At 52.2% G+C, this 12,636-nt stretch carries 12 protein-coding genes and 1 pseudogene; 8 read left to right on the plus strand and 5 right to left on the minus strand.

What is annotated here, in order from left to right:
- Nucleotides 1–188 (plus strand): annotated as a pseudogene (locus tag QCH34_RS00920) (YbhB/YbcL family Raf kinase inhibitor-like protein); the annotation flags it as partial.
- A 47-nt stretch (nucleotides 189–235) separates the two neighbouring features.
- Complete coding sequence (locus QCH34_RS00925; RefSeq protein ID WP_300328563.1) at nucleotides 236–694, plus strand: YbhB/YbcL family Raf kinase inhibitor-like protein; 459 nt, start codon at nucleotides 236–238, stop codon at nucleotides 692–694.
- Here QCH34_RS00925 and QCH34_RS00930 read toward each other — a convergent pair whose 3' ends face one another.
- Nucleotides 695–2,470 (minus strand): SLC13 family permease, encoded by a 1,776-nt coding sequence (locus QCH34_RS00930; RefSeq protein ID WP_300328566.1) that lies wholly within the window; start codon nucleotides 2,468–2,470, stop codon nucleotides 695–697. It abuts the gene before it with no gap.
- A 79-nt stretch (nucleotides 2,471–2,549) separates the two neighbouring features.
- Nucleotides 2,550–3,062 carry a flavodoxin domain-containing protein gene (locus tag QCH34_RS00935; RefSeq protein ID WP_300328569.1) on the minus strand — a complete coding sequence of 171 codons (513 nt, stop codon included), beginning with the start codon at nucleotides 3,060–3,062 and terminating at the stop codon, nucleotides 2,550–2,552.
- Nucleotides 3,063–3,247: 185 nt separating this feature from the next.
- On the opposite strand from QCH34_RS00935, the gene groES reads away from it, so the two are divergent.
- Entirely contained in the window at nucleotides 3,248–3,520 is a 273-nt protein-coding gene (gene groES, locus QCH34_RS00940; protein WP_300328572.1) for a co-chaperone GroES, read from the plus strand.
- A gap of 9 nt (nucleotides 3,521–3,529) precedes the next feature.
- The gene (gene groL, locus QCH34_RS00945; RefSeq protein ID WP_300328575.1) at nucleotides 3,530–5,143 is read left to right on the plus strand and encodes a chaperonin GroEL; all 1,614 of its coding nucleotides are present in this window, start codon (nucleotides 3,530–3,532) and stop codon (nucleotides 5,141–5,143) included.
- Nucleotides 5,144–5,205: 62 nt separating this feature from the next.
- Here the strand turns inward: groL and QCH34_RS00950 are convergent, their stop codons facing one another.
- Nucleotides 5,206–5,739, minus strand: a complete 534-nt coding sequence (locus QCH34_RS00950) for a DUF308 domain-containing protein (protein ID WP_300328579.1) — start codon at nucleotides 5,737–5,739, stop codon at nucleotides 5,206–5,208.
- A gap of 108 nt (nucleotides 5,740–5,847) precedes the next feature.
- On the opposite strand from QCH34_RS00950, the gene QCH34_RS00955 reads away from it, so the two are divergent.
- The 4 genes from QCH34_RS00955 (at nucleotide 5,848) to QCH34_RS00970 (ending at nucleotide 11,098) form a co-directional block, all read left to right on the plus strand.
- Nucleotides 5,848–6,975, plus strand: coding sequence for a TIGR04084 family radical SAM/SPASM domain-containing protein (locus QCH34_RS00955; RefSeq protein WP_300328583.1), 1,128 nt, complete (start codon nucleotides 5,848–5,850; stop codon nucleotides 6,973–6,975).
- A gap of 76 nt (nucleotides 6,976–7,051) precedes the next feature.
- The gene (locus QCH34_RS00960; RefSeq protein WP_300328588.1) at nucleotides 7,052–8,866 is read left to right on the plus strand and encodes a HEAT repeat domain-containing protein; all 1,815 of its coding nucleotides are present in this window, start codon (nucleotides 7,052–7,054) and stop codon (nucleotides 8,864–8,866) included.
- Between the two features lie 18 nt (nucleotides 8,867–8,884).
- Nucleotides 8,885–9,697, plus strand: coding sequence for a sulfite exporter TauE/SafE family protein (locus tag QCH34_RS00965; protein ID WP_300328591.1), 813 nt, complete (start codon nucleotides 8,885–8,887; stop codon nucleotides 9,695–9,697).
- A gap of 141 nt (nucleotides 9,698–9,838) precedes the next feature.
- The gene (locus QCH34_RS00970; protein ID WP_300328594.1) at nucleotides 9,839–11,098 is read left to right on the plus strand and encodes a Glu/Leu/Phe/Val dehydrogenase; all 1,260 of its coding nucleotides are present in this window, start codon (nucleotides 9,839–9,841) and stop codon (nucleotides 11,096–11,098) included.
- Between the two features lie 193 nt (nucleotides 11,099–11,291).
- Here the strand turns inward: QCH34_RS00970 and QCH34_RS00975 are convergent, their stop codons facing one another.
- Together QCH34_RS00975 and QCH34_RS00980 are read right to left on the minus strand one after the other, a co-directional pair.
- Complete coding sequence (locus QCH34_RS00975; protein WP_300328597.1) at nucleotides 11,292–11,621, minus strand: P-II family nitrogen regulator; 330 nt, start codon at nucleotides 11,619–11,621, stop codon at nucleotides 11,292–11,294.
- A gap of 14 nt (nucleotides 11,622–11,635) precedes the next feature.
- A partial coding sequence (locus QCH34_RS00980) for an ammonium transporter (RefSeq protein WP_300328600.1) occupies nucleotides 11,636–12,636 on the minus strand: 1,001 nt, incomplete at its 5' end.

The raw sequence follows: 12,636 nt of genomic DNA on the forward strand, positions 1-12,636 counted from the left end.
ATTATGGCGAGATCGGATACCGGGGACCCGCTCCACCAGCAGGAGAGACACAGCGGATCCTCTTCAAGGTCTATGGCCTCGATGCTCCCCTTGACTGTTCGCCAGGTGCAGACAAGCATGAGGTGATTTGCGCAATGAAAGGGCATGTCCTCCAGTATGGGCAGACCGAGGCACTTGTTCAGCGATGACATACCCTTATTACACATGATACACACTCATCAACTGGTGACAATCCATGGAGAAACTGACAATAACCTTACCAACACGTGAATTTCCAGGCGACTACACCTGTGACGGGGCAGACCGCTCCCCTCCCCTGACCATCGCCGGGTTAAACGATCAGGTGAAAGCCCTTGCCGTTATCATGGAGGATTCAAGTTCAGAAGGTGGCGGCAACTTCGCCCACTGGATCATCTGGAATATTGAACCCGTCAAAATCCTCCCTGAATCACTCGCGAAAGAGCCGACGATCTCATTTCCGGTCTCAGCAGTACAGGGGGTAAATGACTTTGGAAAGATCGGCTACTCAGGCCCATGCCCACAACCCGGATCACCCCATCGGTACATCTTCAAGGTCTATGCACTTGACAGCGAGATCGACCTTCCCGCCGGGGCGACACGAAAAGAGCTTGCTGCTGCACTCGCAGGCCATGTCATCCAGTTTGGGAATGCTGAGGCGATCTACTCGCGTTGATCAGTACATTGGCCAGAAGAAGATCAGGAGTGGGATCGAGACGGCCACAACGATCAGCTCAAGCACAATCCCCATCCTCCAGTAATCCGTGAACCTGTATCCACCCGGACCCATGACCAGGGTATTGGACTGATGGCCGATCGGGGTAAGGAATGCACAGGATGCCCCGATTGCAACCGCCATAAGGAAGGGATCGATTGAGGCTCCCATATCAAGAGCAATACCAATAGCTATCGGGGCCATCAGGACAGCTGATGCGGCATTGTTTACGAGATCCGAGAGGAACATCGTGATGACAAGGAGGATAACGAGCGTCAATACCGGTGGAAATGTCGAGCCTGCCGAGACGATACTTCCGGCAATGAGTGCAGCACCTCCACTGATCTCAAGTGCCTGTCCAACAGGTATCATTGCACCAAGGAGGATGATGATCGGCCATTCAACACTCTCGTACGTCTCGCGAAGAGAGATGATGGAGGTGAGGATCATCAGGACTACTGCAGCGGAAAAGGCGATCTGAACAGGCAGAAGCCCAAATGCAGATACCAGAAGTGCCGATCCGAAGATCATCAGGGCGAGGAGGATCATCTTCGGGCCACCTATCCTGAATCCCCGCTCTGCAAGAGGGAGGCAGCCGATTTTTGGAAGGGCTGCCTGCAATGCATCTTTTTTCCCCTGAAGGAGGAGAATATCGCCGGGCTGAAACCGGACCTGTTTCAGCCGATCCTTGATCCGTCCGCCTTCCCGTGCAACTGCAAGGAGATTGAGCCCGTGTATCCAGCGGAGATTTGCAGAGTATGCAGTCTGGTCGAGGATCGGTGAATCCGGCTTGACGATCGCCTCAAGAATGCCCACACTCTCCGATCCGATCACCTCCTCGGTCACATCGTCTTTTTCAGTGAGTTCGAGCCGGGTTGCATCAAGGAGAGTCTGGAGATCATCGGAATGTGCCTTGATGATGAGGATATCACTCTCAAGTATCCTCTCATAGACCGAGGGAGCGACAATCTTCCGGCCATTTCGTACGATCCCGACCACCATCACATCCGCCTCTGTGGCGGTCCCGATATCGATGATCATCTTTCCCGCGAATTTGGATTTTTCGGGAACCCTGACCTCGGTTAAGTAATCTTTAACGGAGAAAAGCTCTTCCTGCGATGCCGGTCTCTCCCGGATCGGGATCAGCCGATACCCGATGAGTGAGATGAAGAGGATGCCACAGATCGCAACCCCCAGCCCGACATATGCGAAATCAAAGATGAGGAATGGATCGCCTCCATTCTGGATCCGATAGGTGGCGATGATGATGTTTGGGGGTGTGCCGATGAGGGTGACCATTCCACCAAGGAGCGAGCCGAACGCTATCGGCATCAGGAGATATGAAGGAGATCTCCCGCTCTTCCTCGCAGTCCTGATGGCAACCGGCATCATCAGGGCCAGTGCCCCGATATTATTCATGAATCCGGAGAGAAGGGCAACGATACCGGTGAGTGAGAAGATCTGCCGCACCTTCCCATCACCCACCCGCGACACCTGGCGGGCAAGAATATCTATTAACCCTGAGTTCTGAAGCGCCTTACTCAGGATCAGAACAGCAGCAACGGTGATCACCGCGGGATGGCCAAATCCAAGGAACGCATCAAGTGGATCGATGATCCCTGCAATGGTGACAATGAGGAGTGCAATCAATGCAACGATGTCATACCTGACCTTACCGGTCGCAAAGAGCACGAGTGCCAGAAGCAGCGTTCCAAAGACAATTGCAAGATCGAGCATCAGTAATAGAGCTCCTGTACTGATACTGGATGATGATTGAGGAGATATATCTTACCGGTTTGCAGGCAGAGACAGAAGGTCATGCCGGGTGAGAACCACCCAGATCCCCGGCCACCTCCAAAGCCCAGGCTTTGATCGCCTCATAATCCCGGAAATCACCGATTGGTGAGCTGACAACCTTCAGCGCCACCTTCTGGAGAAACGAAAGCTTCGCCGGATCCGTTTTACCAGCAAAATATCCGAGATGCGCAGGCTCAAAGGGGCTGATAGCCTTGCTCAGTGCAGCACGTGCCAAAGCCCGCTTCTCTTCATCATCTTCAACAAATGACATCCCGACAGCAAATGCCGCCTTGAAACGGCTTTCAAGTGCGGCGTGATGGGCGCGTACATACTCCTCCACCTCACGCATGGCCCCCATATAGATCGGCCCCCCAAGGATGACAGCATCATAGTGTTCAGGCATCAGATCGGAGTTAAGCAGAGAGAGATCTGTGTCATATCCGGCATCCCGTAGCACCTCAGTAACCGCCCCGGCAACACCGGCGGTCGATCCTGCCCGTGTTGCATAGGCAACGAGTATTCGCCCGTTCATGCGGACACACTCCCCCTCTGAACTGATGAAACTTCCGAATTATGTTGCGCTCACCAGCACCAGAACACGGTGAGATAACAGTGTATCACAGAGAAGTTTTGAGGCAATAGGCAAAGGATATATAGAACTGCTACTCACCTTATGTTAAGGCAGAAAGCCGAATCTATCAGGAGAGTTGATACACAATGGCAATAGTTCCAATCGGTGAGCGTGTTCTTATCAGGCCGAGAAAACCTGAAGAGAAGACAAAGAGCGGGATCTATATCCCGGACAGCGCCCAGGAGAAGCGGAAAGAGGGCGATGTTGTCGCTTGCGGGACATATAAAGATGGGAAGGAACTTCCCGTACAAGCCGGGGATCGGATCCTGTATGGCGGATACAGTTCAGAGAAGATCACCGTCGAAGATGAAGAACTCGTCATGATCGAATTCAAGGACGTCATTGCAAAAGTGGAATAGGTGATACAGATGACTTCAACAAAACAGATCATGTTCAATGAGGAGGCACGAAAATCCCTCCTCTCAGGTGTTAATAAGGTGGCAGATACGGTCAAGGTGACGCTCGGGCCAAAAGGGCGGTATGTCGTCATCGACAAGAACCAAAACCCGATCATCACCAATGACGGAGTGACAATTGCAAAAGAGATCTCACTCCACGACAAATTCGAAAATATGGGTGCGAAGCTGATCAAGGAGGTCGCATCACGGACACAGGATAAGACCGGGGACGGAACAACAACCGCCTGTCTGCTGGCACAGGCGATCCTGACAGAAGGTATCAAGATCATCTCAACTGGTGCAAATCCAATCGAGATCAAAAAAGGTATTGAAAGTGCTGTCAGTGCCGCAGTTGAATATATCGAGTCAACCAGCATTCCGGTCCGCGACCAGGAGAAGATCCATCAGGTTGCAACCATCTCGGCAAACAACGATGAAGAGATAGGATCCCTCATTGCAGAAGCAATGGAGAAGGTCGGATATAATGGCCTGATCAGTGTCGAGGATGCAAAGAGCCTTGATACAGGGCTTGAGGTTGTGAAGGGGATGCAGTTTGACAGCGGGTTCATCTCACCCTACATGGTCACCGACCAGGAGAAGATGGTCTGCGAGTACGAAAACCCCTATATTCTGATCACCGACAAGACGATCAGCACCATCAAGCAGATCGTTCCGATCCTTGAACTTGTCTCATCCGAGGGAAGGCCGCTTTTAATCATTGCAGAGAATGTTGACGGAGAAGCTCAGGCAGCACTGGTTCTGAATATCATCCGCGGATCACTGAAGGTCTGTGCCGTGAAGGCACCCGGATTTGGTGATGACCGGCTCGCAAACCTTGAGGATATCGCTGCACTCACCGGTGCATCTGTCATCTCCGAAGAGCGGGGACTGAAACTTGAGGATGTCACCCGCTCACAGCTTGGCACCTGCCATACCATACGGGTAGATGATGAGAAGACCCTTCTCGTCGGCGGCGCAGGCAATCGTGCAATGGTCGAAGAGCGGATGAAACTGATCGATTCACAGATTAAGATCAGTGATGCGGAGTTCAAGACAAATGAACTGAAGCGGCGGCTCGCCAGCCTCGGCGGGGGAGTGGCTGTCATCAAGGTGGGTGCTGCCACCGAGACCGAACTGAAAGAGAAGAAGATGCGGATCGACGATGCACTGAATGCTACAAAGGCAGCAGTCGAGGAAGGGGTTGTCGTCGGAGGCGGTATCACCCTGCTCCGTGCAATAGACAACCTCGGGGATCTCTCCTTCAATGATGGCAGGGATGCAGGAGTCGGGATCATCCGCCGTGCCCTCGAAGAGCCGGTTCGCCAGATCGGAAAGAATTCAGGGATCGAAGGAGCCGAGATCATCGCCCGGCTGAAGGGTGAGAAGAACCCGTCAATCGGGTATAATGCCAAGAAGGGCGAGTATGAAAACCTGATCGAGAGCGGTGTCATCGATCCCGCCAAGGTGGTCAGGATCGGGCTTCAGAATGCAGGATCGATTGCAGGAATGATACTCTCAACAGAAGCAATCATCACCGACTATGATGATGAGAAGGATCAGAAAAGCCAGACCATCATCATCTAAACCCTTTTTTTAAATAATTTCATATAAAAAAGAAAGAATCTCAGAGCCATCTCTGAGATCAATTATGCAGATGCAGCTTTTGGCGTCATTATTCCCTGAACAATGCTGAGTATGCCGATTGCGATCGCAAAGACACCGATATAGACGGCGACCAGGATCACCGCACCAAGCAGCGGGAAGATGAAGAAGATACCTCCGAGAATAACCGAGAGTGCACCGGAGAGCCCAAGGAGCAGGCGGATACCGCCTGAGTCCATTACCGTAAGTGCAACCCAGATATCTGAGAAACCTGATATGATCGCAAGGATTGCAATGAGGATAGTCAGGGTAATTGCAGTCATGATCGGGTTAATTACCCCAAATATGCCACCAATCACCAGGAGGATTCCAAGGATGAGAAATGCAGTTCCAAATGATTCGCCAGAGGGCTTCATGAGTGACAGCCCGACAAGGAGAAGGCCATTGATCAGGATGAAGACCGCAAAGAGGATTGCAACCACCTCAACGGTGAGGCCGGGCCAGAAGAGCACAATAATACCTAGAAGAAGGGCAAGCACTCCTCGCACGATATAGGGCATACGTGATTGTTCGTTCATACTAGAGAATACGAGCGACAGTATTTAAAGAATTGCATGTCTTTTCCACTTCCCTTATCATCGTGCCCTTCAAATAATGATCTGCATTGTTATGCGGGTGACGATCAGGTGGTATTTTTTCATCTCTATTGTACAGACAACTGTAACCTTTGCTGCCGGTACTGCCGCGGAAAACTTTTCGATGATGACGAGGATGAATGTGCATCACCCTGCGATATCGCAGTGGATCTCCCGGTGGAGTTTGATCGCTCACTGAAAAGCCCGCTGTACCGGTTCCTCGCAGCAGATCCCGAGCCGGTCCTCACCTTCATCGGCGGGGAACCGCTCCTGATGCATGATCTTATCTGCGAGATTATGGACGAAGCCCCCTGCAACAGGTTCATGCTCCAGACAAACGGAATCCTGCTCGATCGGATGCCTGCTGCATACAGAAACAGGTTTGAAACGATCCTCATCTCGATCGATGGTGATGAGGCGACGACTGACCAAAACCGTGGGGAGGGAGTATATCGCCGTGCATTGCAAAATGCCAGGCTTCTCCGGGAAGAAGGCTTTAAAGGAGAGCTTATCGCACGAATGACTGTTGATGAAGAGACCGATATTGCTGCGTCGGTTCTTCACCTTGCATCACTTGAAGACTCCCCCTTCACATCCATTCACTGGCAGATGGATGCAAACTTCTCAGGAGATTATAAAAGACGGCACTTTGCAGAATGGGCCAGCGTAAACTATAACAGGGGTATCTCTTCACTCATCGATCACTGGGTTTCTCATATGCAATCTGATGGCGATGTACTGAGGTGGTATCCCTTCCTTCAGACAACCGAAGACCTGCTACAAAACAGGCCATCCGGTCTTCGCTGTGGTTCCGGGGTGACAAATTTCACGATCCAGACTGATGGATCGATCATCCCCTGCCCGATCATGATCGGGATGAATGAATACCTGCTGGGTGATATCAGATCGGCTGACCCGACCCGACTGCGCGAAGTCCGGCCGCACCATCCCTGTACCGTCTGCTCGATAGCTGAGTTCTGCGGGGGGCGGTGCCTCTATTCAAACATCATCAGGCCATGGCCACAGGAAGGAAGAGATGCTGTCTGTTCGACCATTCACCACCTGCGATCAGAACTCATTGCATCCCTCCCGATAATTCGCACCCTTTTACAGGATGGCAGAATCGATCCGGGATCATTTGCCCATACCAGGTATAATGGATGCGAGATCATCCCATGAGAGAGGCTACTGTGCCGAATGGTTTTACCCAAATACTGATATACTTCGATTACATCAACGTTAGCAGGGATCTGGCATGGGAGAGGAGAGAGGAGACCGGGAGAGGGGGGAAGAGCTCATTGCACGTGCCCGTCTCGAAAAAGATCCTGCACGGAAGCTCTTCTTCGCAACCCAGGCGATGGCCTTTCTCCCTGATGATCCCGGAGCATGGATTGAACGAGGCAAGGCACTCTTAAAATCCGGGATGATCAATGAGGCCGAAACGCAGATCCTTGAGGTTATCCGCCAGAATCCTGATGAAGGAGAGGGCTGGTACCTGCACGGTGTCATTAAGAATATACGAGGGGAACGGGGTATTGCAAAATCCAGCTTTCAGAAGGCAACTGGTGCCATGGCAAAACCCGGTCCCGCCCATTATGCCCTTGGGAAACTGCTCCTTGAAGACAAAGAGTACGAAGAGGCACTCCGTCTCTTCGACGCCGCACTCAGCGAGGACAAGCGGGATCCGGATATCTGGTCTGCACGGGGAAGGGTACTGCTTGAAATGAAGCGGTTCAATCAGGCGATCATCTCATTCGATCATCTCCTTGAGATCCGGCCTGATGATGAGCAGGCAAAGGAAGCCCGGAGAAAAGCCATCCGGATGATGAAACAGGACCTGAACAGGACAGAGGAGCGGGACTTTACCCTCCTCCGGGAAGAAGCGGACTATCCGGGTCTTGTACGAATTCTCTCCCGTGAGAAGAATTCCAGGGCGATGAAAGCTGCTCATGAACTCATCAGGCTTGGAACCGGATCAACACCATATATCCGCCCACTCCTCTCGAACAATGATCCGGAGATCAGGTTCCGTGCCCTTCATGTCCTTCTCGCAATTGGAGATCCCCGCTGTGCTGGGCTCTTTGTGAGAGTGGGATTATCCATGGAGACCCCGGAGGAGGGAGGCGGAGAGAAGGCAGCCACACTTCTTGATGCAATCGGCCGGTCTCTCAGGAGGATGAGGCAGCCTGCCGCAGTATCTGCACTGGAAGAAGCCCTGACAGACAGGGAAGAAACGAAAATAATCCGTGCAATAAGGCTCGTTGAACGCACCCACGATGAGCGGGGGGTATCCCTGCTCATCAAAGCATCTACCCATCATTCGATCCGGGTAGCATTTGTCGCCCTCACAGCCCTTGGCACTCTTGGAGATCAGGAGACAATTGACCAGATCTTCACCCACCTCATGAGCCATGATTCATCGATCAGGGGGCAGGCAAAAGAGGTGCTCAGACAGGTGATCAGGCGATCATTTCAACCCCTGATGGTCAGGTATGCATCAGGTGATGAACCGGATCGGGCTTTTATTCGGGAGATCCTCCGTTCAATCGGGGGTGATCTGGTACCAGCCATCCTCCGTGAACTCATTCGCCAGGATACACCGGCAATCAGGGATGCCCTCTCGGATGCCCTGGCAGCGGCCGCCGATCCACAATCCATTCACCTGCTTATTGATGCCCTTGCATCACCTGAAGAGGGAGTACGCCAGGCTCTCCCTGCTGCATTCAAAGCTGTCGGAGTACCGGCAATCCATCCCCTGATGAAAAGCCTCCTTGATCCAAGGCGGCGGGTTCGTGAACGCAGCGTTGAGATCCTGGCCGGTATGGGAAGAACCGCCATTCCATCCCTTCTTGTTGCATTGGAATCAGAAGACGATGACCTGCAGAGCGGTGCGTCAGAGATCCTCATGCGTATGGGAAATGATGCGGTACCGGCACTTCAGGATGCAATGCTGTTGAAGGCACATGATCAGGAGACCACCGATATGATCAATAACCTGGTAAAGGGAATTTTGAAGAAAGAACGGATGAAACGCCTCCTTGCCGAATATCGCGGTGAAGAGCCCCTCTAAGAGAGAAAATGGGTGATTATGCTGGATCTGATCTGGATCATACTCATTCTGATTCTGACAGGCATCATTGCCGGTTTTTTTGCGGGTCTCCTTGGGGTCGGAGGCGGATTCCTCATGGTCCCGGTGCAGTACCTCCTCCTGGTTGATGGCGGGATTGATCCGACATATGCCATCCGCATTGCATTTGGAACGAGCCTCGCGGTTGTATTCCCGGTATCCTGTGCCGCTGCATGGGCACATCAGAAAAGGGGTGCAATCGACTGGAATGCTGCTCTTCCAATCGGAATAGCCGGAATACTGGGAGGTTTTGCAGGGGGAACCCTCGCGTCGCATCTCCCTGTTGAAATCCTGAAAGTAATCTTTGGGATGCTGGTCATCCTCGCTGCAATCCGGATGGTACGGGGCACCTCTGCCTCATCAGGCGGTACAACAAGAAGTGGACTCTGCATATGGACACTGACCGGGATTATTGCAGGCCTCCTCTCAGGGCTTCTCGGACTTGGAGGAGGATTCATCCTGGTCCCGATGCTCCTTTTCATCTTTAAACTCCCGATACACCGGGCAGTTGCGACATCCTCAGCCTGCATCCTCTTATTCTCAATCGGCGGCATCGCTGCATACATGTTCCATGGAGCAATGATAGAAGAGCTTGGAAGAGGATTCCTTGGCTATATCGACATTTTCCAATGGGTTCTTTTAACAGGAGCAATGATCCCCCTGAGCCGGGTAGGTGTGGCAACAGCCCACCGGCTCCCTTCAGAGAGGCTGAAACAGATCTTTGCAATAATGATGTTTGGAATCGGAATTGGCATGATAGGAATCTTCCCCTGAACGAGGGGGCATAATAAACTATATAAATAGGACAAGTTCCAGCACATTTATAAAGAGATGGAAGACAAGCACTTATTACCCTCACGCCTTACAAATATGTGCGTTTGGAGTAGTGGCCCAAATGCTACAAGGAGATAGTACATGGATACTGACAAGAATCATTCAACAGAATCGCAGTACAATATTATTGAAGAGTGCGTACGCGATCTGAACCTCGACAAGAGTACAACAGAACTCCTTCAGAACCCAAAACGGGAGCTAAAGGTCTCTATTCCGGTCCGTATGGATAATGGATGCGTGAAGGTCTTCACCGGATACCGCGTCCAGCATAACAATGCCATGGGACCGATGAAGGGGGGCATCAGGTATCATCCTGAAGAGACCGTTGAGATCGTCAGATCACTTGCGGCATGGATGACCTGGAAATGTGCCGTCATGAACCTCCCGCTAGGCGGGGCAAAAGGCGGCATCATCTGTGATCCAAAGAAGCTCTCCCGCGGCGAGCTTGAACGGCTCACCAGAGCATATATGGGCCGTATATGGAAATTTATCGGTCCGGAGACCGATGTTCCCGCACCTGATGTCGGAACCGATGCATCCATCATGGGATGGATGATGGATGAATATGCCCGTCTCAGCGGAGAGTACAAACCCGGTATCATCACCGGAAAGCCGATTCGGATCGGCGGGTCACTCGGAAGGACAGAGGCAACCGGACGCGGTGGCATCCTCACTATCAGGGAAGCAGCACGCGAGATCGAGCTTGAAACAAAAGGAGCAACCGTTGTTGTCCAGGGCTTTGGAAATGTCGGTATGTACTCCGCCCTGCTTGCACGCAATATGCTGAACTGCCGCGTCATTGCCGTCTCCGACTCACGCGGAGGCGCCTACAACCCTGATGGCCTGAATCTCGAGGAGATCATCGAACACAAGGCAAAGACCGGATCAGTCAAAGGTGCACCAAACACCCAGGAAGTCGGAAGCGCCGAGGTGCTTGAGATCGAAGCGGATATCATCATTGCAGCAGCTCTTGAAGATGCAATCACCGCCCAGAATGCCGGACGGGTCAAGACAAGGATCCTCGCAGAACTGGCAAACGGGCCAACTACCGCGGAAGCGGATCGCATTCTTGAAGACAGGGGCATCATCGTCCTCCCCGATATCCTCGCAAATGCCGGAGGCGTTACTGTTTCCTACTTTGAGATGGTTCAGAACAGGACACTGGACTACTGGACAGAGGATCAGGTGAACCATAAGCTAGAAGAGAAGATGGTTGAAGCACACCACGAGATCTTCAAGACATCACGTGCACGCGGTATCTCAATGAGAAAAGCGGCATATATTGTTGCTATTTCCCGTGTCGTTGAGGCGATGAAGCTTCGTGGCTGGCTGGATCTCTGATCCAACAATTCCGTTCTTTTTTTGCATAATAATCCGCTCTTCCCGGCTCAGCCATACACAAAAAAAGCATCAGCATTCGATAAATACATTCATAAGAACAAGGGTGATAGGAAAAGGGGGGCTTATAGGGCTCCATCAGCCCCCCTTTTATAGTGGGAGATAGTACTAAGAATTATGGAGCCCAATTCTCTTTTTATTCGCTCTTATCGTCTTTTCGTACCCAGTATGCCTCCTCAACCGGAATCACGAAGATCCGGCCGTCACCAACCATCCCTGTCCGTGCAGCTGTCTGGATTGTTTCGACTGCACGGTGAAGATCCTCATCTTTTACAACCATCTCGATCTTGATCTTTGGCAGCAGATTCACTTTCATCGTCTTGCCACGGTACTGGAGTATGATCCCACGCTGGGAACCGCGTCCTTTGACATCCGAGACGGTCATTGCGGAAAACCCATGTTCTTCAAGGGCTTTCTCGACATGTTCGTACCGTTCCGGCCGGATTATTGCCTCAATTTTTTTCATCCACACTCCCCCCGCTAACTTGAAGTTTTCTCTCCATGCTGGGAGATGTCAAGACCAACATACTCTTCCTCTTCTGACACACGGAGGCCGATCGTCTTGTGGACAGCATAGGCAAGGATGTAGGTCACAACGAATGCATAGATCACCGCTGCAAACGCATCAATTGCCTGGATACCAAGCTGGCCTGGGTTTCCATAGAGGAGACCGTTCACACCGCCAACAGCAGCAGTCGCAAAGATACCCGTTGCCAGAGCACCCCAGAGACCACCGACACCATGGATCGCCCATGCATCGAGGGTTTCATCAAGGCCTTTATTGATCCGCCAGAGCATTGCTTTATAGCAGACAAGACCGGCAATGAGACCAATCGGAATTGATGCCATCGGATCGACAAAGCCTGCAGCAGGCGTGATTGCCACAAGACCCGCAATTGCACCCGAGATCATACCGAGGGACGAGGGCTTGCCCTGAACCCATGCAGCGAACATCCAGGCGAGAGCACCCGCAGCTGCTGAGATATTCGTCACCACAAAGGCATTTGCTGCAAGGCCATCAGCTGCAAGGGCTGAACCGGCATTGAATCCAAACCATCCAAACCAGAGAAGCGCACCGCCGATGAGGGTCATCGGGATGTTATGCGGCTCCATCGAGTGCTTTCCAAATCCGATACGTTTCCCGATGATGAGTGCTGCGGCAAGAGCTCCAAAACCTGAGCTGATGTGAACGACCGTTCCACCGGCAAAGTCAAGCGCTCCAAGCTGATGTGCCCAGCCACCACCCCATGCCCAGTGGGCAAGTGGATCATAGACGAGCGTCGTCCAGAGGAGGCCGAAGATGATGAACGAACTGATCTTCACACGTTCTGCCATCGCAGAGGTCAATATCGCAAGCGTCAGCCCTGCAAAGACAAGCTGGAAGGCCATGAAGAGGAGATCCGGTATCCCGTCACCATCCATCCCGACTCCCTGGAGCCCGACATAATCGAGATTTCCGATGAACCCGCCTACATCTGAGC

The organism is Methanocalculus sp. (assembly GCF_029762515.1).
Taxonomy (GTDB): domain Archaea; phylum Halobacteriota; class Methanomicrobia; order Methanomicrobiales; family Methanocorpusculaceae; genus Methanocalculus.